At 48.9% G+C, this 24922-nt stretch carries 27 protein-coding genes; 1 reads left to right on the top strand and 26 read right to left on the bottom strand.

What is annotated here, in order from left to right; all coding sequences use genetic code 11:
* Nucleotides 1-58 precede the first annotated feature (58 nt).
* The 22 genes from DESRU_RS10140 to miaB all read right to left on the bottom strand — a co-directional run bounded on the left by DESRU_RS10140 (nt 59) and on the right by miaB (nt 21787).
* Nucleotides 59-946: an ATP-binding protein gene (locus DESRU_RS10140; RefSeq protein WP_013842016.1), complete on the bottom strand. Its 888-nt coding sequence runs from the start codon at nt 944-946 to the stop codon at nt 59-61.
* Nucleotides 918-1784 carry a nucleotide-binding protein gene (locus DESRU_RS10135; protein WP_013842015.1) on the bottom strand — a complete coding sequence of 289 codons (867 nt, stop codon included), beginning with the start codon at nt 1782-1784 and terminating at the stop codon, nt 918-920. Before DESRU_RS10135 ends, DESRU_RS10140 begins: the two co-directional genes overlap by 29 nt.
* A 1-nt stretch (nt 1785) precedes the next feature.
* The gene (locus DESRU_RS10130) at nt 1786-2154 is read right to left on the bottom strand and encodes a NifB/NifX family molybdenum-iron cluster-binding protein (protein WP_013842014.1); all 369 of its coding nucleotides are present in this window, start codon (nt 2152-2154) and stop codon (nt 1786-1788) included.
* The gene (locus tag DESRU_RS10125) at nt 2129-2533 is read right to left on the bottom strand and encodes an iron-sulfur cluster assembly scaffold protein (protein WP_013842013.1); all 405 of its coding nucleotides are present in this window, start codon (nt 2531-2533) and stop codon (nt 2129-2131) included. The genes DESRU_RS10130 and DESRU_RS10125 overlap by 26 nt, the downstream gene beginning before the upstream one ends.
* 2 nt (nt 2534-2535) lie before the next feature.
* Nucleotides 2536-2913: a DUF134 domain-containing protein gene (locus DESRU_RS10120; RefSeq protein ID WP_013842012.1), complete on the bottom strand. Its 378-nt coding sequence runs from the start codon at nt 2911-2913 to the stop codon at nt 2536-2538.
* Nucleotides 2914-2976: 63 nt separating this feature from the next.
* Entirely contained in the window at nt 2977-3228 is a 252-nt protein-coding gene (locus tag DESRU_RS10115) for a DUF5320 domain-containing protein (protein WP_013842011.1), read from the bottom strand.
* A 232-nt stretch (nt 3229-3460) separates the two neighbouring features.
* Complete coding sequence (locus tag DESRU_RS10110; RefSeq protein ID WP_013842010.1) at nt 3461-3868, bottom strand: MerR family transcriptional regulator; 408 nt, start codon at nt 3866-3868, stop codon at nt 3461-3463.
* Nucleotides 3869-4041: 173 nt separating this feature from the next.
* Entirely contained in the window at nt 4042-4365 is a 324-nt protein-coding gene (locus DESRU_RS10105) for a DUF4387 domain-containing protein (RefSeq protein ID WP_013842009.1), read from the bottom strand.
* Nucleotides 4353-5732, bottom strand: a complete 1380-nt coding sequence (locus DESRU_RS10100; protein WP_013842008.1) for an acyclic terpene utilization AtuA family protein — start codon at nt 5730-5732, stop codon at nt 4353-4355. Before DESRU_RS10100 ends, DESRU_RS10105 begins: the two co-directional genes overlap by 13 nt.
* 210 nt (nt 5733-5942) lie before the next feature.
* Nucleotides 5943-6740: a hydroxyethylthiazole kinase gene (gene thiM / locus DESRU_RS10095; protein ID WP_013842007.1), complete on the bottom strand. Its 798-nt coding sequence runs from the start codon at nt 6738-6740 to the stop codon at nt 5943-5945.
* A gap of 281 nt (nt 6741-7021) precedes the next feature.
* Nucleotides 7022-7507, bottom strand: coding sequence for a YhcN/YlaJ family sporulation lipoprotein (locus DESRU_RS10090; protein ID WP_013842006.1), 486 nt, complete (start codon nt 7505-7507; stop codon nt 7022-7024).
* Between the two features lie 189 nt (nt 7508-7696).
* Nucleotides 7697-8941 (bottom strand): methionine gamma-lyase family protein, encoded by a 1245-nt coding sequence (locus DESRU_RS10085; protein ID WP_013842005.1) that lies wholly within the window; start codon nt 8939-8941, stop codon nt 7697-7699.
* A gap of 49 nt (nt 8942-8990) precedes the next feature.
* Nucleotides 8991-9950: an AAA family ATPase gene (locus tag DESRU_RS10080; RefSeq protein WP_013842004.1), complete on the bottom strand. Its 960-nt coding sequence runs from the start codon at nt 9948-9950 to the stop codon at nt 8991-8993.
* Nucleotides 9951-10106: 156 nt separating this feature from the next.
* Nucleotides 10107-10349 (bottom strand): RNA chaperone Hfq, encoded by a 243-nt coding sequence (gene hfq, locus DESRU_RS10075; protein WP_013842003.1) that lies wholly within the window; start codon nt 10347-10349, stop codon nt 10107-10109.
* 69 nt (nt 10350-10418) lie between these two features.
* Nucleotides 10419-11354, bottom strand: coding sequence for a tRNA (adenosine(37)-N6)-dimethylallyltransferase MiaA (gene miaA / locus DESRU_RS10070; protein ID WP_013842002.1), 936 nt, complete (start codon nt 11352-11354; stop codon nt 10419-10421).
* Nucleotides 11342-12148, bottom strand: a complete 807-nt coding sequence (locus DESRU_RS10065) for a class I SAM-dependent methyltransferase (protein ID WP_041275372.1) — start codon at nt 12146-12148, stop codon at nt 11342-11344. The genes miaA and DESRU_RS10065 overlap by 13 nt, the downstream gene beginning before the upstream one ends.
* Nucleotides 12145-14058 carry a DNA mismatch repair endonuclease MutL gene (gene mutL / locus DESRU_RS10060; protein WP_013842000.1) on the bottom strand — a complete coding sequence of 638 codons (1914 nt, stop codon included), beginning with the start codon at nt 14056-14058 and terminating at the stop codon, nt 12145-12147. The genes DESRU_RS10065 and mutL overlap by 4 nt, the downstream gene beginning before the upstream one ends.
* A gap of 10 nt (nt 14059-14068) precedes the next feature.
* A complete protein-coding gene (locus DESRU_RS10055; protein WP_013841999.1) occupies nt 14069-15424 on the bottom strand; it encodes a histone deacetylase family protein in 1356 nt (451 codons plus the stop codon).
* The gene (locus tag DESRU_RS10050; protein WP_013841998.1) at nt 15421-17097 is read right to left on the bottom strand and encodes a hydantoinase/oxoprolinase family protein; all 1677 of its coding nucleotides are present in this window, start codon (nt 17095-17097) and stop codon (nt 15421-15423) included. The genes DESRU_RS10055 and DESRU_RS10050 overlap by 4 nt, the downstream gene beginning before the upstream one ends.
* Nucleotides 17098-17234: 137 nt before the next feature.
* The gene (mutS, locus tag DESRU_RS10045) at nt 17235-19844 is read right to left on the bottom strand and encodes a DNA mismatch repair protein MutS (protein ID WP_013841997.1); all 2610 of its coding nucleotides are present in this window, start codon (nt 19842-19844) and stop codon (nt 17235-17237) included.
* Between the two features lie 176 nt (nt 19845-20020).
* Complete coding sequence (locus DESRU_RS10040; protein ID WP_013841996.1) at nt 20021-20407, bottom strand: YlbF/YmcA family competence regulator; 387 nt, start codon at nt 20405-20407, stop codon at nt 20021-20023.
* Between the two features lie 30 nt (nt 20408-20437).
* Nucleotides 20438-21787 (bottom strand): tRNA (N6-isopentenyl adenosine(37)-C2)-methylthiotransferase MiaB, encoded by a 1350-nt coding sequence (miaB, locus tag DESRU_RS10035; protein WP_013841995.1) that lies wholly within the window; start codon nt 21785-21787, stop codon nt 20438-20440.
* Nucleotides 21788-21888: 101 nt separating this feature from the next.
* On the opposite strand from miaB, the gene DESRU_RS21265 reads away from it, so the two are divergent.
* Nucleotides 21889-22014, top strand: a complete 126-nt coding sequence (locus DESRU_RS21265; protein ID WP_013841994.1) for a putative holin-like toxin — start codon at nt 21889-21891, stop codon at nt 22012-22014.
* Between the two features lie 48 nt (nt 22015-22062).
* Here the strand turns inward: DESRU_RS21265 and DESRU_RS10030 are convergent, their stop codons facing one another.
* From DESRU_RS10030 to DESRU_RS10020, 4 genes are all read right to left on the bottom strand, one after another.
* Entirely contained in the window at nt 22063-22464 is a 402-nt protein-coding gene (locus tag DESRU_RS10030; protein ID WP_013841993.1) for a ferredoxin-thioredoxin reductase catalytic domain-containing protein, read from the bottom strand.
* Nucleotides 22454-22702 carry a glutaredoxin family protein gene (locus DESRU_RS10025; RefSeq protein WP_013841992.1) on the bottom strand — a complete coding sequence of 83 codons (249 nt, stop codon included), beginning with the start codon at nt 22700-22702 and terminating at the stop codon, nt 22454-22456. The genes DESRU_RS10030 and DESRU_RS10025 overlap by 11 nt, the downstream gene beginning before the upstream one ends.
* Before the next feature lie 202 nt (nt 22703-22904).
* On the bottom strand, nt 22905-23036 hold the full coding sequence (locus tag DESRU_RS21470; protein WP_013841991.1) for a hypothetical protein: 132 nt from the start codon (nt 23034-23036) through the stop codon (nt 22905-22907).
* A gap of 173 nt (nt 23037-23209) precedes the next feature.
* Complete coding sequence (locus DESRU_RS10020) at nt 23210-24820, bottom strand: thiamine pyrophosphate-binding protein (RefSeq protein WP_013841990.1); 1611 nt, start codon at nt 24818-24820, stop codon at nt 23210-23212.
* Nucleotides 24821-24922 lie beyond the last annotated feature (102 nt).

The raw sequence follows: 24922 nt of genomic DNA, 5'->3' as shown, positions 1-24922 counted from the left end.
AGAGGCGGATTGATAGATAAAGATCTCTAACCAATCCCTTGCCCCTGTATCGACATGTTCATACGCCGTCGACGTCGCTTTCCTTGTAGAGTAGCGCTATTGCCCGATTAAAAACTTCTCTTACAGCGCGCCCCGCCGCGCAGTCAATTTCGACGATGGCCTGCCCATGGTTAACTGCCCTAACCGCTTGCTTGTCAAACGGGATCCTGCCGGTAAAGGGCAATCTCCGTTTCATACAAAATTCCATGATTTTTTCTGAATTTTCTTTATTAGTGTCGTACTTGTTGATACAAACCGCTGTTTTTGTCCCGAAGCCCTCCGCCGTTTTAACAATGCGTTCCATATCGCTAATGCCCGATACGGAAGGCTCCGCCACAATTAAAACCATATCCACTCCGCTCATGGAGGCGATGACGGGGCAGCCGATGCCGGGCGATCCATCGATTATTGCCAGTTCAGCGCCGGGCAAGGCTGCTTTCATCTGCTTTTTTACCTCCGTAACCAACATTCCGGAGGTTCCGCTGCCCATCTTAAGCCGGGCTGTGGAGAACGTCCTGCCGTCACCGGCGTGCAGCATTAATTCGCCCGCAACGGCGGGCACAAGAGAGACAGCATCCGCAGGGCAAACCGCCTGACACACCCCACAGCCCTCACAGGCATATAAATCTATTTTATATGCCGCGCTGCCTGCCAAAATAGCGCCAAACCGGCAGTGCTGTCGGCATCGGCCGCATGAAGTGCAACGGCTTGGATCAATTTCGGCTTTGGACAAGCCGAAATAGTCCGTTTGTTTTGGTTCGGACCCATGTCCCAGGAGCAGATGAAGGTTGGGGGCGTCCACGTCGCAATCGGCATATGCTCTTGCTCCTGAAAGGGTAATGAACGCACCGGCAATAGTTGTTTTTCCGGTGCCGCCCTTACCGCTGAGAATAAGCAGTTGCTTCACGGCGCACCTCCTTGGTCACAGCTTCAAGCAAATAGGAAAATGCAACCCAGTACTTTCCCTCTTCCCAAGCAGCAATCTTCGCATTTGAATTCAATGCGCCAAGCTCTACGTCAAAAGGTATCCTTCCTAAAATTGGAATTCCTTGTTCTTCGCAGAACGTCTCCGATGGATTTTCACCATCTAGGCACTTGTTAAGTATCGCGCCGTAAGGCTTATGAAACAACTTGACCAACTCGTGGACCATACTAAGATTGTGAACGCCAAACAAGGTCGGCTCCGCCACCAATATGCAATAATCCGCGTCTTTGATGCTTTCCATGACAATACAGGCGCTGCCGGGCGGACAATCGATAAATACAGGCAGCTTGTTTTCGGATTTGATCTCAAAAAGCAGCCTTTTGATAATGGGTATACCGGTGGCCTCGCCGGTATTTAATACGCCTGTCCTTACCGCAACCTGGCCCGAGACGCCTTTTTGTATTTTACCAATACTTTTTTCCCGTTCTGTAATTGCTTTTTGCGGGCAGATCAGCATACACCCGCCGCAGGAATGACACACTTCTTCAAAGACGATCACATTATCCCGGACATAAGCCAGCGCGTTGAACTTGCAAAAATCCACACAAGCGCGGCATCCGGAGCAAAGGGTAGGGTCGATTTTGGGGATCGGCACCGTGATTTCCTCTTTTTGAATGTTCTTTGGCTTAAAAAACAGATGCCCGTTGGGTTCCTCCACATCACAGTCAATATACAGCGCCTTCCCGGATGCTGCGGCGAGATTTACCGACACCAGCGTTTTTCCGGTTCCACCTTTGCCGCTCAGGACGGCGATCCTCATGCTACCTGTTTCCATGATGATGAAGCCCTGCATGGATTTCGGAAAGCGGAAGCAACTCACCGTTAATAAAAGCGTTTAGATTGTTCACAGCGGAACCGGAAGCCGTCTTGTACAGTTTAATGCCGGCGGTCCTTATGACCTCGGCTGCATTTTCTCCACAGCGCGGAGTAAGCAATGCGTCTGCTTTGCTGTCCACGATGTTCTGTGCCGCCTTGATCCCCGCGCCGCCCTGACTGGCCGCAGCGCCATTATCAATATAGCGGCTCTCTTTTGTCTCGGTATTGTAAACAAGAAAGTACGGAGAGCGGCCAAAGGATTGACATACGTCGGAGTTCAAATCTTTTTTACTTACGGGTATTGCTATTTTCATGAAATCCCTCCGTTTGCTTAGTATTCAAATAATGGTTGATGGCATTGCGCAAGGCTCTTACGCCTAAGTTTGAACAATGCCTCTTGTTTTCGGGCAAGCCGTCCAAAGCCTCAATAATCTCTTCTTCAGTAATGCCGAGGGCTTCATTCAAGCTTTTTCCCTTTGCCAGTACAGAAGTCATGCTGGATGTTGCAATGGAAGCGCAGCAACCAAATACAAGATAACTGATTTCCTGAATGACGTTGTTTTTTATCTTAAGGTACACCGTCAGCATATCACCGCAGGAGGGATCACCAAAGCTCCCTTCCGCATCTGCATCCGGCATACTGTAAGCGTTTTGGGGGCACATGAAATGTTCCATTACTTTTTGAGAGTACATGTTTAACCACCACTTTCCGTGTTCGCAAAACCTCTGCCACATCTATGCCTGCGGCAGCCATTGCCGCCGCATCTTTTCCCAAGGCCATCACAAAGCCTATACTCGCCCCCTTCTATCCATAACACTTTACCATTCACTAAAGATTCCGCGAGTTTTTTTCTGGCGTCGTTATAAATCCCCTGAACGGTTGTGCGGGCGATATTCATTTGAGTGGCGCATTCTTCCTGTGTCATATCCTCTAAGTCAATAAGACGTATTGTTTCATATTCATCTACCGTCATATTTACCACATATTCCGTATTTGCCGGTGAATCGAGAGGGCCAAAACGGCTGCTTTCAGGCAGGCCGCAAACTTTTCTCCATTTTCTCGGTCTTGGCATATCCTTCCACCTCAAATTACAGCAGTAACAATCGAAGCGTCCTCCGATTACATCTTTCGCCTGCTATAAATTTTCTAACTGCCTGTCAATCATTTCAAGCCGGTTTTGAAGCAATTCCTTTTGCTCTTGAAGCAGTGCTTTTTGCGTTTTGGAGTAAGATTGGGGGCTCGCGTCATTTCCAAAGCCCCTGCCGAAGCCACGCCTGCAAAACCCCAGTCCAAGGCCGACCCCCGCAGCAACTCCTGCGCACAACCCTGTACCTCTTTTGGTCATTACCCCGGCTCCCATTGGGCCGGGTCCATTTCTTCTAGGCATAGGTTCTACCTCCTTATTATTTATGACATATGTCATTTATATCCTTATTATACCCCGTTTACGACATATGTCAATAATTGCTTTTCCTTTTTATAACATGCGACCATGATAATGTCATGCACATCCTAATTATGCTCTATGCAAAAAACACCCGCCGGCTTATTTTCCGACAGGTGTTCTTGGATCGTGTTTTATAAATGCATGCTTTTTACAATGCCTTGTTTATTGTTAATTATGAGTTCAGTTGACAATCATTTTTATAATGAGGGCAGACACTACAGTGATCCGTAATATCTTCTAGAATGAAACAGAAGGTTCCCTGTTCTTTCCAACAGGGCTTATTTACATTTACATTGCCTTCCCTGGAGCTGTTGGCTCCGGGACAGTGCTTGGTGGTCCAACAGGGATACATGCTGATAATTTGCAGTACTCCTGCAATATTCAGTCCTTTGTCATTAATTAAATAATGAATAAATTGGAGCCTCTTTACATCATTATTGCTGTAAAGACGCTGCTTGTTCCGCCGGGAAGGTTCAACTAAGCCATGTTTTTCCCAAATACGAAGGGTTTCCGGATGTACTTTCAATAACTCGGCTATAACCCCTATATTAAACATGGGTTGATCATCATTACAAAACAAGTTTTAATCCCCTCTCATATTAAAAGTTAGTAATTTAACTGTATTATATAGTTTATAAAAGCAGTTTGTAAATAAGCTAAATTAGGAGAAAATCTTAATATTTTATTAGATTGCTTTCAATATTGGGACAAACCTCGAAATTTTGTAGAATTTGCCGAAAAGTGACAAATTTTTTATGGTACCTCCAGCATGAGTTCCAGCAAAGGACCATGCTGCTGGGCGCCGTACACATCCGTTTCTCCCAAAGCCCCGGAAGGAATGGGACGAACAAGAGTGGCCTTCATGGCATTGGCTGGAGCAAATTCCACAATTTCCATAACCTGATCTTCCGAAATGCCGTATAGACCTGCAATGGTTCCTTTATTAATCACCTTGGCCCGGCAGGCAGCCTCGTAATATTCCTTATTTTTAAAAATAATATCCAGAGTTAATTCATAGGGACCGGAGTTTTTACTCCGGATCACGGAGGCAGCCTCCGACAATGTTACCTTTGGCATGACAAGCCCTCCCCGGCCGTAAGAATTTCCCTCGGAAATAAGCTCAAGGGATTCTCCACTTCCATTAAATGGTACAGATTAAAATGATAAACGGCTCCTGCCTTAAAGTCTGACGGTGAATAAGGAAAGGCCAGGTTGCCGGCAGTGGCAATGCGCCCCGGGTAGCCGTAATGCAGCATGGTGGAGCGGGCAAAACTGCAGATGGTATTGGCAATCTCTTGGGTCTCGGCAACAGCCTCGATAATAATGCCCAGTTCATGGGAGTGAATTTCTTTTAAGGGCTCCAGTTTGCCCATTACACCGTTTTTACCGTAAATATTAAAATGCAGGTAATAGTTAAATCCATTTCGCTTAAAATTGTCCTCTACTCTTTCCCGGACCGCCTCAATAATCGAATCAATTTGAGCAATCATAATGGGATCCCGGCAGCCTGCGATGGCTACGGTACGAAAACCCACACGTTTGGCTCCCTCCAATTTAACCGCATAGGTTTCTCCGGGCACAAACCGGCTGCCGGCTACCATGACCGCCCTTTCATTCACCTGGGTAAAGGTGGCGGAATGAAGATCCAGCATACCGCCCGGTCCCGGTAAAAGATAAGGGTTGGTTTTTTCATAGAGGGTATGGGCCGCCACAGAGGTTGGGGTACAGCGACGGGCGGGATTCAGCGGTTCCACAATAAAACAGTCCTCTTTCAAGGTACCCATCAGACAATCACTGCCGCTGCCGGGAGTGGCGGCAATGGCCCCGCACTCCAGTATTTTTCCCATATGGATGGCCAGTCCCCGGGGGTATCCCTCTAAAATGGCCGGAGCGCTGAATACCGCCGGATCATAAGCCCTTCCCGCCAGAATAACCCTGGCCCCTCGGCTTAATACATCCATGACCGGTTCCGGCCCCATTTGGCCTACAATGTGTTCGGCAGAAATAATTTCTTCTTCTGTAAGAGCGGGCGCCGGATACAGGGGTGATATTTTGCCTTTGCGAAATGCTTGTAAAACTTGCTCTTTGGTTAATTCCGCATGAATCACTCCCAGGGGGAACTGCCAGCCCTTTTCCCTGGCCAGCTCCTGGATGATCTCCAGATTCCACATCAGATGGGGCTCCGCCCCGCAGCCGCCGGCCGTACCGATAACAACCGGAATGTTTTTGGTCAACCCGGCTTCAATGATTAACTCCAGATCCCGTTTTACAGCGGCCCGGTCTGTAAAAGATATCCCGGCCCCCAGATAATAGGGCCCCGGATCTGTGGAACCGGCATCCACGGCGATTAAATGAGGTTCCCTTGCTAAACCCGAACGAAAGGAGGCTTCGGGAAAACCGTACCCCAGTATGGCAGTGGGTGATAATACCCTGTATTCTCTCAAAGTCGATCCCTCCAATAAGAAACTTATCTCCGCCAAAATGAAACCCGCCGAGTCAACTACATAAATATGATCTGTAAATTTTAACAATTCTGAAAGAAAGCGTTGGGTTGTCCTATATTCTTATCTTATTATATACCAACGGGCTGTCATTTCATTAAAATAAAATGACGGCACCATCATTTTTTCTATGTACCGTTATTCTAAGTGGATTCAAGCCCGGTTCATTATTTTCTTAAATTCCTCTAAATCCAAGCCATATAAAGCATCTAGAAAATGGCTGGTAAAAGTTCCTGGCCCCTGACTGACGGAAGCGGCCTTTTCAGCCGCAGCCCCATAGTAAGCCAGGGCAGCCAGCACAGCCAAAGATTGATCTTCAGCGGCAGTCAGAAAGGCACCCGCCAAAGAGGTTAGGGCGCAGCCCGTTCCGGTAATCAACTGGAGAAAGGCATGACCGGTGTCATTGGAGAAGGTTCTTTGACCATCCGTAATGTAATCCACCTCACCCGTAGCCGCCACAATGGCACCGGTTTTAGCGGCTAAATCAGTCAGTTGTGGGATATGGATGCGGTTTTCTAAGTTGTCAACCCCTTTGGTTTGCCCGGCTATTCCTGCCAAAAAGTGAATCTCACCGTAATTTCCCCTTATAAGGCTCAACTTAATTTCTCTGGTAATGTCCGCGGCAACTCTGTTGCGGTAAGTTGTGGCTCCGATCCCTACCGGGTCAAACACCACCGGTTTTTGCTCCCGGTTGGCACTTTGGCCCGCCGTAAGAAAGTAGTCAACCTGCCTGGGGTGCAGCGTACCCATATTTAATACCAATACGTCGGCAATTTGGACTAACTCTTGAGCTTCCTGGCTTCCCTCGGACATAAGCGGTGACGCTCCTGCAGCCAGAAGCACATTGGCTGTAAAGTTGGTCACCACATTATTGGTTAGGTTACATACCAGCGGCTTCTTAGCTTTAACTTTTTGCCGAATGGCCCACAGTTCTTCAACCTCAGGTCTCATTAGTTCCTCTCTCCTTAAATAAGATGGCAAAAATTTTTCTTCGTAACCTCTTTATTTGCTTAAAATCAAAACCCGTCCTGCCAAGACATAGACGGGTAAATATACAACCTCAGGTTCAGTGGTTACCCTACGGGAACCCTGTGGCAGGCGACCCAACTTCTGCCAGATGCTAAAACCATTATATTGATAAGCCGACCATACCGTCAAGTTCTTTAACTTCTGCCGGTGAACTTATGCCATGAATGAATGTGGCCCGGGGAAATACCCCGGGCTATCCATTTTTACTGGGTTTTTTCAGTTTTAGGTTGAATCCGGGTTCCGATATCCCGCAGCTCTTCATTAAAGCTTGCAATGGGTTTTCCCTCGGAAATACCCCGGGCAACATTTTTTATTCTGGTCACTGTATCCACATCAGAAGAAACACTGACAGTATAACCCTTCTCCATATCTTTAACCCGGTCCAATACTTTTCTTTCAACTTCTGCAGAACTGTTTTTCTCCAGGTTAGGATCTAAGTCCAGCCCTAAGTAAACATTTTTACCTGAAATAACCGCTGTAGATCCCCGCACACCTTCCACTTTGTTGGCTTCCGCCACCACCCGGTCCGCCACATCCTTGGGATAATTGCGATCCGTAGGGGAGGCCGCATTCGGTGTTTCCTGGGTATTGGGCGTGGCCGGTTTCTTGGCCGCCGTACAACCTCCAAAGACAAGAGATACCGCCAACAGGGCCGAGGCAAACAATAAGTAAATTTTTGCAGGTTTCATTTTGACACCCCCTTTCATCTAAGTATTTTCCCTATTGCAGCCAGTAGATATGTAATGGAAATGCAAATTATCGCATCCGCCCTATGAAAATAAATTTTTATTAAAAGCAGTTCAATTAAAAAAGGCCCTGCAAAAAGGACACAGAATGGTTCCTTTTGTGCAGCACCTTATTTTTAGTCTAAAACACTATTAACCTTTCACCTGTAGAACTTTCCGGGCCGCGGAAAGGACTCCCAGCCGAACGTATTCTTTCGATAATCCTCCCTGAAGATAAACAGCGTAGGGCTTTCTTAAGGGAGCATCGGCGCTTAATTCTATCGATGCGCCCTGTACAAAGGTACCTGCCGCCATAATCACATCATCTTCATAGCCGGGCATATAATCGGGTTCCGGCAGGGCGTGGGCGTCCACCGGGGAAGCGGCCTGCAGTCCCTGGCAGAAAGCAACCAGCCTTTCCGGAGTTTCCAGGGCAATGGATTGGATAATATCCGACCTTGGCTCATCATAGGAAGGGGATACCTTAAAGCCCAGCCGCTCAAACAGCCTGGCGACGAAAACCGCTCCCTTCAGTGCCTCCGCCACCGTATGGGGGGCTAAAAAGATGCCTTGGAATAGTAGGCGCTGGTGTCCAAGGGAAGGCCCTACCTCTCCGCCGATTCCCGGAGCGGTCAAACGGTTGGCCGCCATTTCCACCAGTTCCCTTCGTCCTACAACATACCCGCCGGTTGGCGCCAATCCCCCGCCCGGGTTTTTGATTAAGGAACCGGCGGCCAGATCGGCCCCAATCGCGGGAGGTTCCAGCATGTCCACCAATTCCCCGTAACAGTTATCTACAAAAACCAAAGCTCTTGAGGATTTAGTTTTAATAAAGGTGATCAGTTTTTTTAACTGGTCCAGGGTTAAGGATGGGCGCCAGGCATAACCTCGGGAGCGTTGTACCAAAACCACCCGGGTTTTTTCATTCAGCCCTTGTTCGATGGCCTGCCAGTCCAGTGTTCCTTCGGGAGTCAACTCCACCTGACGGTAGCCTACTCCCAGTTCCCTTAATGAACCGGGCGCGTTCCCCCGCTTGCCAATTAACTCCTCCAGGGTATCATAGGGAGAACCCTGAACAGCCAGCAATTCATCCCCGGGTCTTAACAAGCCGAAGAGGGCAAGGGCAATGGCGTGGGTTCCTGAAACAATCTGCCCCCTGACTAATGCCGCTTCCGCCCCGAAAATATGGGCATAAACCGTCTCCAAGGCTTCTCTGCCCGCATCATTGTAGCCATAGCCGGTGGTTCCCCGCAGGTGGTAGTCCGCCACCCTGGCCCGGTGGAATCCCTCTAAAACCCGGGCATGATTGTCCATGGCCCTGGCCTCAATTTCCCGGTATACCGGCTGTACTTCCGTTTCTACTTCAATTGCCAGTTTGTCCAATTGATTTAAATGCATGTGACCTCCAAGTTATTGATATAAAAATTAAGAATAGCTCCGGAGAAAATTATATTTCCTCCAGAGCTCCCGTCAAGTCTTCTCTGCTGATGGTCATCAGATCCTGTCTGGAAATCTGCCTGTTGCGTACCAGCCTGAGGGCTTGAATGCGCATAGCCCGCTCAATTAAGTTTCTTACCAGCCTGGCATTGCCGCTGTGTTCGTGACTTCGGATTTGATTTTCTAAAATTCTTTTTAATTCCTCCCAACCCAGAGGGGCCAAAACATACTGGCGCTGTTTCAACATCAAGTCGGCAATGCCCATGAGTTCCTGGATGTTGTAATCGGGAAAGGTGATATGTATGGGAAAACGGGAGCGCAGGCCGGGATTGGTTTCTAAAAAATAGTTCATTTCTTCCTGGTAACCTGCCAGGATAATAATTAAATTATCCTTATTATTTTCCATACTGGCCACCATCGAATCAATGGCTTCTTTGCCAAAATCCTTTTCACCGCCCCGGGCCAGGGAATAAGCCTCATCAATAAAGAGAATGCCACCCAGAGCCTTTTTAATCTGATCTCTGGTTTTCGCCGCTGTATGACCAATGTATTCCCCTACCAAATCGGCCCGCTCAACCTCAATTAAATGGCCTTTGGGCAGCACGCCCATTTCTTTAAATAATCTGCCGATGATTCTGGCCACCGTGGTCTTTCCGGTACCAGGATTCCCTTTAAAGATCATGTGTAAAACCATGGGCTCGTAAATTAATTTCTCTTTTTGTCTCAGCTTCTGAATTTCCGCAAAGGCTTGAATTTCCTTAACCAGCCTTTTTACACTGGATAGACCAATGAGTAAATCCAATTCACCTAAAATTTCCTGAGCCAGCTTTTTGCTGATCTCTTCATGGGTGGATGCTTTTTCCGAGCTAAAGGGATTTTTTCCGGGCGATGCGGGCATTTTAACCAAACCGCCTTGCCTGGGAGGCTCACTGCGGTTTGGCGGCGTCTGCCACATCTTTATTTTAACCAAGGTATTCACCTCCGGGCGTCTCTTTCTTCAAGGCTCTGCCGGGAATGGGAACCTCGGCAGGATCCGGGGCTCCCATGCACCTTAAGAATAGTATACGCGCCGGGTGTAAAATAGTGACCTAAAATGAAAAGCCCCTCCACCGGAGAGGCCAACCCTTTACATCGGTTTATTTTCGGAAAAGGAGGTATTTACCGGGCGAAGCGGGCTAATGGTTGATATGGCATGCTTATAAACCATCAGTTGTTTGCCGTCGCTTTCCAAAATAACGGTAAAATTGTCAAAGCCCCTCACCATGCCTTTTAATTGGAAACCGTTAATTAAAAAAATGGTTACGGGTATATTTTCCTTCCTTACCTGATTAAGAAATGCATCTTGTAAATTTATTTGCGGTTTAGTCATGGGGGGTACCTCCAAATAATAATTTTCTCTGGAAAAAAATATGGTAAAAATACTGTTCTACGTTTTAAATCAATTTCCTGCTATTTGATTGGCAATTTCATCCGATATCTTCTTTTTATTGGTAGATTGATTAAGTTCGATCCACTGAATTCTCTTATCGGCCCGGAACCAGGTTATTTGTCGTTTAGCGAAGCGCCGTGTATTCCTCTTTAGTAACTCAATGGCCTGATCCAGGGAAATTTCACCCTTCAGATAGGCGACAATTTCTTTATATCCCAGGCCCTGCATGGCTGTGGCAAAACGTCCGTATTTTTTCAGCAAGGCGGCTACCTCTTCCACCAACCCTTTTTGCACCATCAAATCCACCCGTTGTTCAATTCTCTGATACAGCAGTTGCCTTTCCATGGTCAGACCAAACATCTGCAGATTGTATTTGGGGCTTTGCATCTGCTGGCTGTACTGATATTGAGAGATGGGGTTGCCGGTCTGGATGTAGACTTCCAGAGCACGGATCACCCGTCTGAGATCATTGGGATGGAGACGGTCCGCTGTTTCACGATCCACTTCAGCCAGCTTGTTATGCATGGCCAGGGGTCCCAGGTGTTCCGCTTCCCGCAAAAGTTCCTGGCGCAGCTTCTCATCCCTGGGTGCCTGTGTAAAATCATAGTGATCAATCACCGAACGAACATATAAACCGGTGCCTCCCACCAGCATCGGGAGATTTCCCCTGTCGATAATGGCATCAATTAATGATTCCGCCGCTCTCTGGTACGAGGCTACGCTATATTCCTGGTCAGGGTTCACAATATCAATTAAATGATGGGGAATCCCCTGCCTTTCGGCCAAGGTTGGTTTGGCAGTGCCAATGTCCATTCCCCTGTAAACCAGCATGGAATCCGCAGAGATAATTTCTCCCCTTACCTTTTTTGCCACTTCAATGGATAAATCCGTCTTACCGGTTGCGGTGGGGCCTACCATTACAATTAACGGTTTCAGATCCTGCATCCGGCACCACCTTTTTTTATAATGCCATAAGCCACCGGGGAATATTTTCCTCCAACCACCTCAGGAAAACTTAAGCGTTGGAATTCCTGACTGTTCCTCTTCTCCTTCATAACCACCCTTTTCCCGGCCACCCGCAGGGCCTCCGCCACGATTTCCGGGGATAAGGGATCTCTGTTGGCCAAAGGTCTCAGAGGAGCCATGGAACTGGATTGTTCCCTGGGCTGTCGAAACATGGGGTCAAAATAAACCACATCAAAAGCATTGTCCGGCTGCTCCCGGAGGAATTCCAGATGGTGGCAGCTCAAGACTTTGATCCGGCGCATGGCCGCCAACATCTCCGGCTTTTCACCCTCATAACTTTTTAATCCTCTACGAACGATCTCCGCCACTGCCCAGGAATCTTCCAGGCCAACCACCGTGCCGGCGGGTCCGCAAATATAGCTGGCCACCAGGGCGTCGGAAGCCAGGCCCAGGGTGCAGTCCAATAGGGAATTTCCCTCCTGCAGGCCCATGGCCCCAATCATTTGATCAGCTTTCCCGGACTGCAGTTCTTTTATACGTAATTTTGCCAATCCTGGATGAAAAAACAATTCTTTCCCTTCTATTACCAGGGCCAGCCGGTCTTTCTTCACCAAAAAGACAGCTTCTGCCGCGGCCATTTCCCGGATGGTTTGTAAAGAACGTTTTTCTCTGGCAATAAAAGGGGCCTGTAACTCCCGGCTCAGCTCTAAAGCCAGGTTTGCCAAGGCTGTGTCCGAGCGCAGGCCGGTTGTAATAACCAAAGAGGGCATCATCGCTTGAACCTTTTATTCAACTCCTCCTGTGTAATTTGAATCAGCGTAGGTCGTCCGTGGGGGCAGGTATAAGGACTATGGCAGCGGGACAAACCCTCTAAAAGGGACTGAATTTCCTTATGCCCCAACCGGGTCCCGGCCTTCACTGCGTCCCGGCAGGCCATGGCGGCCGCCAGCCGGTCAATCATCAAGCTGTTGTCTAACTGTTCCGCAGGGCTGTCCTGCAGTCGATCCAGCAGGTCCATAAATAATTCGACGGGTTTTTCCGTTGTACCCGGGGGAACTCCTCTTAAAAGAAAAGTATCTCCTCCAAAGTGTTCTACTACAAAACCCATATCGCTTAAAGCAACCACATTGGCAATCAGTCGTTGCAAATGGTGATAGGGAATATCCAGGGGCACCGGCTCCAGTAGCATTTGGGACTGAACCCCCCGGGTCAATTGTTCTTTATATTTTTCATAAAAAACCCGTTCATGGGCTGCATGCTGATCAATAATATAAAGGCTGCCCTCTCCCTGGGCCAGAACATAGGTGGGAAACACCTGGCCCACCGGCCGCAGTGAAGCAAAGATGGCATCGGCGCCATAAGAGGGAGTTGTTTCCAGCAGCAGCGATCCTTTTTTTATCGGTGGAGGATCAGAAACAGTATTCTTAAAAGGCAATTCGTCCTGCTGATTTGGCTTTGGCCGGGGCTCTTCCCCTCTTAAGGTCCTGCCGGGGAAGGGCAGTTGGGTTTGCGCCGCCTCTTTCCGGCTGTTGGTGGAAACGGTCCCTGCTTTTTTTTCCTGAACAAGAGGTTTATTCTTTAATACGGAAGATGGATTCTCTTTGTAGGGTTCCGGTTCTTTGTAATCGGGTGCTTTCTCCTCCGGAGGCTTGGCCTTGCGGCCCGGCATCATTTCCCACAGCCCGGCAACCGCAGCCGGGACATTCAAATGACCCGAGAATATTTCCAGCAGTTCCTCCGCCAGTTCCTTTTCCCGGGCCAAACGTACTTCCATTTTAGTAGGGTGAACGTTGACATCCACCTGCTCCGGGTCCAAAGCAATGTGCAGAAGCGCCAGGGGAAATCTTCCGGCAGGAATCAGCGTTTGATAGGCCTGCAGCAGTAAGGAAGAAATGAAGATGCTTCGAATATACCTTTGATTGATATAAAAATTTTGATACTGCCGGGAAGCACGGGTTAATACCGGTTTGCTGATAAATCCGCGAATGGTTAAAAGCCTGCCCTGGTGGTTCATTTCGATCATGCTGCGGACATTGTCCGGACCAAAAACACTGGCTGCGGCATCCCTCAAAGAACCGTTGCCCGGGCTGCAAAAAATCACCCGGCCGTTGCTGCGCAGTTCCATCCGGACATCCGGCCTAGCCAGCGCCAGTTTGGCAAACAGATCGCTAATTTGACCCGCTTCGGCGTTAGGGGATTTCAAATGTTTTCTCCTGGCCGGAGTATTATAAAAAAGCTCCTGTACGTCAATGGTTGTTCCAACAGGGCAGCCGGCCGGCGAGACACTCAGCAGTTGTCCTCCCTCCATGCGTACCTCTGTTCCCGCCAGGTCATCCCGGGTTCGGGTTACCAGGGCCACTTTGGCTACCGAAGCGATGCTGGGCAGAGCTTCCCCCCGAAAACCCAGGGTTAAAATCCGGGTTAAGTCGCCGGCGGTTTTAATCTTACTGGTAGCATGCCTCTGAAAACAGAGTTTGGCATCTTCCGGGGACATGCCGCTCCCGTTATCAATGACTTTAATTCCGCTTAGGCCGCCTTGGATCAGTTCAACCGTAATGCGGCTGGCACCGGCATCCAGGCTGTTTTCCACCAGTTCTTTGGCCACCGAAACGGGACGTTCCACCACTTCGCCGGCGGCAATCTGGTTGGCCGTGGCTTCGTCTAATACCTGTATTTTGGACAAACTGTCACCCCTAACCGTCTGAACGAATCTCCCGCCCTTCCTCCCGCTGGTGGGTCATAAAGGTATCGGTGGTCTTATCCTGTAGGTAAACATAATTAAAACGATAATCCCGTTTCAATTGTTCATAGGCCTCCCAGCCGTCCTCCTGGCAGTATTTGCAGCCCTGAAAGGGTATGGTAATGGCCAAAATCCGGTATTTGCGGCCATCCGGATGGGAAGCCTGGGAATCAATCAGCATATAGCCCGGGCAGTGGGGGCAGACACGAACTTTTTCAATTTGTTTCTCTTCAATAAACTGTGTATCGTAATAAATGGGTTTGGTCCGTTGATAAAATTTAGCGCCTCCGGCCAGTTCCAGTTTATTCTTGGAGTGCCGGGCAGCCCAAATCTCCTGTAATTCATCCACAACCCTTTTTACTTCTTCGGTAACCCGGGGAGCCTCCTTTAACTTTTCCGGTTGATAGCCCGGCTCCCGGACAAAAGTATAATCCTTTCCGGCCAAGGCCAGCAAAATAGCCAGATTCACATAGGGCAGCGCCGTCTCAATAGCATAGCCCCCCTCCAAAACCGCTAAATCCGGTTTTAGTTTCTCGGTTAAACGGGCATAACCCTGGGCGGAGATCATCATTTGGCCTAGAGGATCCGTGAAATGATTGTCCTGACCCGCAGAATTGACCAGAAAATCCGGTTGAAAATCGGCCAGAATGGGAGAGATTAAATGATCCATCACATAATGCAAGCCCTGATCCGTTACGCCTGGAGGCAAAGGAATATTAATGGTGGAGCAGTAGGCGCCGGCTCCTCCCAGTTCGTAGGTAAAGCCGGTTCCCGGATAAAGGGTGCGGCCGTCCTGGTGGAAGGAAATAAACAAGACATCCGGATCATGATAAAAAATATCCTGGGTGCCGTCCCCGTGGTGCACATCGGTATCCACAATGGCAATTCTTTTTATGCCATGGGCCCGGCGCAGGTATTCCACCAAGACCGCTTCGTTATTAATGCTGCAAAAACCCCGGTTGCCGTGAACCACCCTCATGGCATGATGCCCCGGCGGACGCACCAGGGCAAAGCCGTTTTTAATCTCTTTGCCCACAATGCGGTCTCCCAGATTCATGGCCGCGCCGGCAGCAATGCGATGGGCTTCCAGCACCTGATCCGCCACCCCCGGAACACAGATATGGACCCTTGAAATATCATGTTCGGAGGCCAATCTTGGAGAATATTCAATGATTTCCGGTAGGTCTAGAATTCCTTCTTCAAACATTTGGTCTCTGGTATAGAGGAGTCGTTCTTCCCGTTCCGGGTGGGTGGCTGAAATGGCCCAGTCAAAGGCCGGAAAGAAAATTAAACCTGTCTTGTGATTCATTTCAGCAGCCTCCCTCCAGAACCAATGTGGCCCAGTATCCCTCTGGGCGTCTGCACTGAGATATCATAAAGTCTACCGGTTGTTTTCCAATCCCGAACAATATTAAAAACATCTTTACCGGTAATCTCAATTTCCTCAACGGTTAAATTCATTTTTTGCGCTCTTTTTACCAACCACTCTTTGGCTAGTTCCACCGCGCCGATTTCATCCAGGGTTCCGGCCAGTTTGCCCTGGTAACCTTCTTCTTCAATACTAAAGATTTTTCTTTCCGTGTCGGCTCGCAGTGTAACCTGTAGCGTAGGCTTGGCCACGGCGGCACCAATGGCGTTGGCCACCGGCGCATAGGGGGGGAGTACCGGTGAGCAGCCCATCCGGGCGGCAATTTGGGGAATAAAACCCAATGCCCCGCCTCCTACGCCAACCACATTCTGGGGTCTGAGCCTTTTCTTTTGCAATACTTCCCAAACCCGGTAGGCCGGTTCCCGCTCCCATTCCTTAAACATTTGTTCAATTTCAGCCACCACCGTATCAACGACTAGATTGACAATGGTGTGGGCCACCTCCATGGGACTCAGGCCCACCGGAGCACCAAGCTGTTCCATGGCCTCCCGGGCCCGGTCCTCATCCCCCAGCTTGGTCATCCCCATGACCCGCAGGGCATCTGTGGGCGTGGGCAAGGGTCCACCCAAACAATAAGCCTGACCCATCCGTTCAGAATAGATAATAAACTGCCGCCCCACTCTTTCCACCACACTGTCCCCGCCAACCGGCACAGCCTTTACGGAAAGAGCCCGAACCTGGGTGAAACGGTCACCAATTTTGGCTCCTTTGGAAGCCAGCAGGGGCTGACCGGAAAGGATTAAGGCCAGATCCGTGGTGGTTCCGCCGATATCCACCACCATGGAAGTCTCTCCCGGCGGAGTAAGCGCCTGAACACCCAGGGTGCTGGCAGCCGGACCGGAGAAAATAGTTTCTACCGGTACCTGTTCGGAGGCAATAAGAGGCAGAGTACCGCCATCGGCTTTTAAAATAAAGACACTGCCCGAGATGCCCCTGCGGTCCATAGCATCCCGTACGGCATTGGCAAAATAATGATATTTCTCCCGGGTGGCACAGGTTAACATGGTGTTGGCAATACGACGGGGGAAGTTTAGTTTGCCTCCCGCCCGGTAACCCATTTCAATCTGCCAGTCCGGGTGGTGCTTGGCAATCAAGTCCGCAACCTCCAGCTCATGGGCATTGTTGCGGGTGGAAAATTTACCTACTACAGCAATTTTTTTAAAGCCTTTGCTTTCCAACCACCTCAGGGCTTCTTTTATTTCCTCTTTATTTAAGGGAATGATTTCGCGACCACGGTAATCAATGGCTCCGGACAGGAAATAGACATCGTCTTGTTGCCGGATATCCGCAAAGGTACGGCCAGGACCCGGCATCAGGATAACTCCCACCGGGTCATACTTTTTTTCAGCGATCAAATTGGTAACAATGGTGGTGCTAAAAACAACCCGTTCAATTTTTTCGCCGGGTATTCCCTTTAACAACCTGTCCAACGCATCTCCCAGGGAGATCCATAAATCGTCCTGGGTTTCCACCTTGGCCGTAGCACGAACAGCACTGCCGTCCAACAAAACGGCATCCGTGCAAGTACCTCCAACATCAATGCCGATAAACATGGCCGGGCCTCCTAATCAAAAGGATTCATCTACCTGAACTGAGAAAATCATGGTTATTTGCAAGAATATCCAAAGTTTCTTATTACTTCAGTTTATCATATCCTTCATTATAATGACATGAAAAAATGGAACAGGCCTTAATTCTGGCTTTTCAACTTTCTTTGCAATTGATATAAAAAGTTTAAACAGTCAATGGGAGTCATACTGGAGATATCCAGCGCCAACACTTCTTTCTTTAAAGCATCGTCATTCTGCCGGACAAACAGGGATAATTGTTCGGCTGCGGCAGCAGCGGACTGCGCTTTCCCCGCCACCACTTCCTGACTGGCCCGCTGATGAATCTCCAGTTGGCCCACCAACTGATTGGCCCTGGAAATTATTTCACCGGGCAGCCCTGCCAGTTGGGCACAATGGACGCCGTAGCTTTTGCTGGCCTGGGCCCGGATCACCTTTCTTAAAAAGGTTACTTCATCCCCCTGTTCCCGCACCGCCGTAGCAAAATTTTTTAAGCCCGGGAGAATTCCTTCCAGTTCGGCCAGCTCGTGATAATGGGTGGAAAACAGGGTTCGGCAGCCAATGACGTCATGAAGATATTCAATGACCGATTGGGCAATGGCCATTCCTTCCAGGTTGGAGGTTCCTCTTCCCAGTTCATCAATAATCACCAGACTTTTATCCGTGGCATGATCAATAATTTGTTTGGTTTCCTGCATTTCCACCATAAAGGTACTCTGACCGGAACGAAGATCGTCCGAAGCTCCCACCCGGGCAAAAATCCTGTCCACCGTGCCAATTTTAGCCCGGGCGGCAGGAACAAAGCTCCCCACCTGAGCCATTAATACAATGTGGGCCACCTGCCTCTGGTAAGTACTTTTCCCTCCCATATTGGGTCCGGTAATGAGGCCCAGTCGATTCAACCCACCATCCAGAAGAGTATCGTTGGGTACAAATCCCCCGGGCCCCAGGGCGATTTCCACCACCGGGTGCCGCCCTTCCAGGATATCAATGACGCCGTCGTCGGTAATTTCAGGACGGACATAGCCCTGGCGGGAAGCCACTTCCGCCAGGGCTACCAGTGTATCCACCGTAGCTAAGAGGATGGCGGTGTTTTGAATTCGGTCTACTTCTGCCGCCACCCGGTTGCGAAGGTCCACAAAAAGGGTGTATTCCAGATCTACCAGCCGGTCTTCCGCTCCCAGAATCATACTCTCGTATTCCTTTAAGTCCGGGGTAATAAAACGTTCGGCATTGGCCAGGGTTTGACGGCGCTGATAATAATCCGGCACCAAGTTTAAGTTGGCCCGGGTTACCTCTAGATAATAACCAAAAACCTTATTAAACCCGACCTTTAGAGATTTAATGGAGGTCTTTTCCCTTTCCCGGGCTTCCAAACTGGCCAGCCAATTTTTTCCATCCCGGGCGGCGGAGCGCAACTGGTCCACTTCCGGATGAAAGCCTGTTTTAATTAAGCCTCCTTCCCGCAGTGAAACCGGCGGATTTTCCGCCAGGGCGACATTCAATAATTCTTTTAAGTCGGTTAAGCAGTCAAAACGGTCGTAGATTTTGCGCAGCAAACTGCATTGACAGTCTTTTAAAGCTTGACGCAGCAGGGGCAGTTTTTCCAGTGAAGCCAGCAGAGCCAGCATGTCCCGGCCGTTGGCGCTGCCATAGGCCGCCTTGGCGGTCAAGCGCTCCAGATCGTAAATATGTTTCAAAGACTGGGTTAATTCATCCCGCAGCAGAGCGGAATGAACCAGTTCCGCCACCGCATCCAGTCGGTCATTGATTCTGTTAATGTCAATAAGGGGCTGCTCCAGCCATCTCCGTAGCATCCTTCCCCCCATGGCGGTTTTGGTGGCATCCAAAACACCCAGCAGGCTGCCTTTTTTTTCGCCGTCCCGGATATCCCGGCTGATTTCGAGGTTTCTACGGGCAACCCCGTCCAGAACCATAAAGGAACCCGGCGTATAACGGGAGATACTGGTAATATGATTTAATTTGCGCCTCTGGGTGCGGATCAGATATTCCAGCAAACCTGCCGCCGCACCGGTAACCGCAGGATTGGCCTGTAAAAAGTCGTCGCTGACTTTAGGGCCAAAATGTTGTTTTAAAGTAGGGATGGCGGCCTCAGGACCAAAGGCCCGGCTTTCCAGGGGAGTAACAACTAAACCGGCGGCCTCCTGAAGCCGGAGGCCGGTGCTTATTTGATCTTCCGGGACAACAATTTCACGGGGTGCAAGTCTTTCCAGTTCGTCCTTCAGGACATCCGGGGCATACTGCCCCTCCAGTTGCGTTACCTGGAACAGCCCCGTGGATAAATCAGTCAGAGCCAGCCCGATTATATTCCCCGGGTAGCGGTAAATAGCCACCAGATAATTATTTTCCTTATCGTTTAACGAGCTGCCGTCCATGACCGTCCCCGGCGTGACAACCCGGATCACTTCCCGTTTCACCAGACCCTTGCTGGCTTTGGGATCTTCCACCTGCTCACAGATGGCCACTTTGTACCCTTTTTCAATGAGTTTATGAATATAATTATCCGCCGCATGAAAGGGAACTCCACACATGGGGACCTTTTCCGGCTGCCCCGCATCCCGCCCGGTCAGTGTAATTTCCAACTCCCGGGAAGCCAGTTTGGCATCTTCAAAAAACATTTCGTAAAAATCGCCCAGCCGAAAAAATAAAATGGCATCCGCATATTGCTCTTTAATTTCTAAATATTGCTCCATCATAGGAGTTAAGGCCATAAGGATCCCTCCTGTCCCCAATTATAACATAGACCAAGAGGCAGAAAAAGGAAAAGGCCTCGGGGATCAATAGATATAAGCCGATAAAAATGAAGTCCAGTTTTCCGGCTCGGCCAAGCCCGGGAAACTGGACATTCATAAAAATGCGTGTCATAGAACTACGACAGTTATTAGCCTCAAGAATGGGGGCCGCAACTGGAACAACTGGAGCAACTTTGCGATTCCTTCGGCTTCCCTTCAATTCCTTCACTGATGGTTTCGTTCACCTGATTCAGGAATTTTTGAAATTGGTCCTGGATTTCAGCAAATTCCCTGATCAAAGTATTTTCCATCATTTGTTCTTCCAGGGCATAAACATCGTTTAACTGGGCTTCGGTTAATTCCTGACCCTGCATGCGGACCATCTGATGGTTCCGCTGTAGATCCTGAAACTTTTCTATTAACATCACCGCATCCACATCAGCCATCATGCTGGCCTCTTTTTCCCGCATCATCTTGTAGTTGTCGGAGCCGGCAATTAATTTCCCTAACTCCAGAGCCTTTTCGATGACGATATCGCTCATTATTTCACCTCCCCCGGTTGTTGATTAGAATTAGCACATGTCCATGGTATTGTGCGGTACCTGTTCTCCTTCCAGCAAGTTCAACCGTCCTTGTTTAATTCGTACAGGCACCAAAGATCCGCTGAGTTCAAGGGGTCCGTCAAACACCACCAGCTTGTTCGTTCGGGTACGTCCGGCCAGCCGGTCCGCATTGCTTTTGGTGACCCCCTCCACCAATACTTCCAGCACCTTGCCCTCTTCCATCCGGTTATTTTCAAAGGAAATTTTATTTTGCAGTTCAATTAATCGCTGAATTCTTTCACTTTTTATGGCCTCGGGAACCTGTTCCATTTTAGCCGCGGGAGTTCCGCTGCGGGTATTATAGATAAAGGTAAAAGCGCTGTCAAACCGCACCTGTTGAACGAGATCCAGGGTTTGCTCAAAATCTTCTTCTGTTTCGCCCGGAAAGCCCACCATAATATCCGCGGTAATGCTGGCTCCCGGCACCGCCCTGCGGATTTCCCGAATGAGCTCCAGGTAATGCTCCCGGGTATAGCCCCGGTTCATTTGTTTAAGGACGCGGTTGCTCCCGGCCTGAACGGGCAGATGATAATGCTCACACACTTTCCGGCAGGAGGCAATGACCTGGATTAGTCTCCGGTCAAAATCCCTGGGATGGGAAGTCATAAACCGGATCCGCTCCAAGCCTTCTATTTGATCCAGGTCCAGCAGTAAATCCGCAAAACGATAAGTATTTTCCAGGTCTTTACCGTAGGAATTTACATTCTGACCCAGCAGGGTCACTTCTTTGTAGCCTTCCTTAACCAGTTCTTTTATTTCCTTAAAGATATCCTCCGGTTTACGGCTGCGTTCACGACCGCGCACATAGGGAACAATGCAATAAGAGCAAAAGTTATTGCAGCCATACATGATGGTAACCCAGGCCTTTAGCTTGTCCTTCCGGCGCACCGGGACATCCTCGGCAATGCCTTTTTCAGAGGTCCAGATTTCCAGGACCGCTTCTTTATTTTCCTGAACCTGCTGCAGCATCCGGGGCAGTTCGTGGACATTATGGGTTCCAAAAATCAAATCCACAAAGGGAAAACTGTGCCGGATTCTCTTCGCCGCATCCTCCTGTTGGGTCATACAGCCGCAGACACCGATGATTAGATTGGGATTGGCGGTTTTTCTCTTTCGCAAACGGCCCAACAGCCCGAACACTTTGCTTTCCGCCGTTTCACGGACACAGCAGGTATTCAGGATAATAATATCCGCATCCTCCTGGGACTCGGTGGGGGAATAACCCAAATCCTCCAGCATGCCTGAAAGAGATTCGGAATCTCTTTCATTCATTTGGCAGCCAAAGGTTAATATGAGATAGTATTTTTCTGCTCTGTCCATGAAAAGTTAGCTCCTGATTATTTCAACATTTTACCATTGCATTATACCTTAATTTTTACCCTAGGACAACTGAGGAGATTCAATAGAGGAGGGGTGAGCTTATGACAGCATTTGAAGCGTTGCTGTTGATGCTGACTTTCGGCATCTTGATGGTTGCAATGTTGTCGCATGATAGAAAGAAGCAAACCTCCTTTGAGCCTCAAAGCAAGGAGGTCTGCTTCCATTAGATATCTGAGCCAGCCCCCCTTGGGAGGGCAGCTATTGTACAATACCTATCACCCCTTGGAAGCATTAAACAACCCGCAATGGCAGCGTCCCTCTTTACGAACAAAACCCTTACGGGTTTCCAAACAGGGGCAGATGTTTTCCGGGATGTTATCAAATTTACAGGGACAGAAAAAATCTCCAAACTGCTTTTTCTTTTCCATTAAACCTTCCAGGACCATTCCTCTGTCTTCATTAAACACAAAGCCTCTTAATTTGGCGAAAGCTTCAATGCGCTGCTCAATTTCCTCTTGGGGCGGCTGTTCTAATTTTCTGGCCGAAATTTCCGGTTCCACTTCGGTTACTTCCAGTTTGGCGCCACAAACCGGGCAGATAACAACTTCTTGAGGTTTCAGGTGGCCCTCCTGGAGGAAGGCCACCTGACATACCGGGCATAAAATCTTATGCTTCATTGCGTAGCACCTCAAGAATTTTTTCAGGATCGTAACCCTGAATCACTTTATCCCCTACCAAGACAACCGGAAATTTTCTCTCGCCGGTCAGTTTGTCCACTTCGCTTAAGGCCTGCTCCTGTTCTTGCCCTCTAAGCAGATCTACTTCAATAGCCTTAAAATCCACTTGGTTTTCCGTAAGAAAATTTCTCACTTTTTTGCACCAGGGGCAGGTACTTAATGCATAAACCACAACCATGACGATCCCTCCATATGCTTGTATATCACAATGCTTGAGTTTATTATAGATATCTATTTCCATTGCTGCAATGTACAAGGGAGTAAAGTTAAGAACAATGTAAGAATTCCCTGTTCCAAACTTGCCTTTGATCCATCGCTGCAAATAAATTTTAAAACCCTCCACCGGATAGAGGGTTTAACTGACAAGTGAATCTATATTATTATAATAATTTTTTTCCGCTTTGCAAAATCAGTTCCATTAAGGCGGGGATATCGAATGTAACATTTGGCAGCACCCAAAAAGCCAGAGCCACAATCATTACTGAAAGAAAAGCAACGATTAATTTCTTCATGCCCAATCCTTCCTTTCATATGTAAATAAGAAATGCAAATAAAAATTACTTATTATTATAAAAACCAAAGATTAAAAATTGCTGAAAATAAGCTTAAAAATCACTTTATCTTTAAAACCATTTTAATCAAATTTTGTAACGGTTACCATCCGTCAGCCGACAGAGCAGGTTGGTTAATTCATTTTGGTTCCCGGAATCATGGGGTCCCCGCTTCGTACATCCACAATAGCGGGCTTGCCGCAGTGCAAAGCGTCTAGGAAAGCAGCACGCAATTCATCGGCATTTTCTACGGTAAACCCTTCACCGCCGCAGGCTTTAGCAAAAGCGGCAAAGTCCGGATTATGCAAATAAACCCCATGGGGAATTAAATTTCCGACCATCATTCTATTTTTCTCTTCAATCAGCCCTCCGTTATTTACAACCACAATCATCACCGGCAGGTTATATTTTACCGCTGTTGTAAAATCCGCCAGCAGCATGCCCATTCCGCCGTCTCCCACCAGAGCCGTCACCTGCCGATTTGGCTCCGCAATCTTTGCGGCCAGGGCAGCGGGCAGTCCAAAGCCCATGGTGCGCCATTTGCCGGAGAGCAAAATTCGCTGCTCTTGGGGTATGAAATTCCGGCCAAACCATATGGTATGATCACCGGTGTCCAGACAAATCACCGCTTCTGCTGCAACAACTTCACCAAGGCTTTGCACAATTTTTGCCGGCGGCACCCTCGGGTCCTTTCCATTGGCTTCTCTTTGCACCTGCAGGTGCCAGTCAAGATGTCCTTTATGAAGGATCTTGGACCAATCTTTACGTTCAGCAGGTTGAATAAAGGAGGTTATTTCCGGCAGCAGGTTTTCAGCCTTTCCTGCCAAACCATAATCCGCCGGAGAGCTGCCGCCTATATTGGCCGGCTCATGATCCAGTTCAATGACGGTAATGTTTTGAGGAATGTAGTCCTCGGGCCACCAATTCACTCCCACCCGGAAACATACATCCGCTTGTTTTAAAATTGCCTCCGCGCTCGAACTGCCGGCATGTCCCAACCCTCCCAAAGCCAGAGGATGATCGCCGGGAAAAACGCCCATGCCGCCAAGGGTATGGATCACTCCGGCCCCCCATTTCTCCGCCAGCTCCCGTAAGGGTTGAACGGCCTTTCTTGCTCCTGCGCCGGCCAGTATAACCGGTTTCTGGGCCTGATCAAAAATTTTTGCCGCTTCCTTAACCACTTGTAAATTGGAACGGGTTTCCGTAAATAAATAGGGCTCCGGAGGACGGATTTCTTCCAGGCAGGGCAGTGGAAAGACATCCAAAGGAACACAAAGGTGCGCGGCCATCCTTTTGCTTAGAGCAGACCGGAAAGCCCGGTCCATTAGCTTTACCGTGGCTTGGGGATCCACCAATAAGGTACTATAGGAAACCAGCGGTTGAACCAGAGTCTGCTGGTCAATATATTGCTTTTTCCGGGTGCCCATATCTTTTCTGGCCACTTGACCGGTGATGGCCACTACCGGTACCCCGTCTTTTTGCGCATCGGCCAGCCCGTTCAGCAAATGAACCAATCCAGGGCCGGAGGTTGCCGTGCAAACCGCCACCTGTCCGGTAAGTTTGGCGTAGGCAGAGGCCATTAAGGCGGCTGTTTCTTCATGTCTTACGGCATAAAAATGAATTTTGGGCTGGTGGGCAAGGGCATCCAGCAGGTGAAAAATACCGTCCCCCACCACGCCAAAAACTTGTTTCACACCCCAATTTACCAATTGGTCCACCATCACCTGAGCCACAGTTTTTGCCACTTTATCCCTCCTATGGAATGGTAGTTTTTCCAAAAAGGAATGAAACATGTAAGCAAATGCTTCTTAATGGGAATCTTTCCGCATTCTTCACAAATGACCCAA

It is taken from the genome of Desulforamulus ruminis DSM 2154 (assembly GCF_000215085.1).
Classification (GTDB): domain Bacteria; phylum Bacillota; class Desulfotomaculia; order Desulfotomaculales; family Desulfotomaculaceae; genus Desulfotomaculum; species Desulfotomaculum ruminis.
This window is presented reverse-complemented; position numbering and strand designations above follow the sequence as displayed.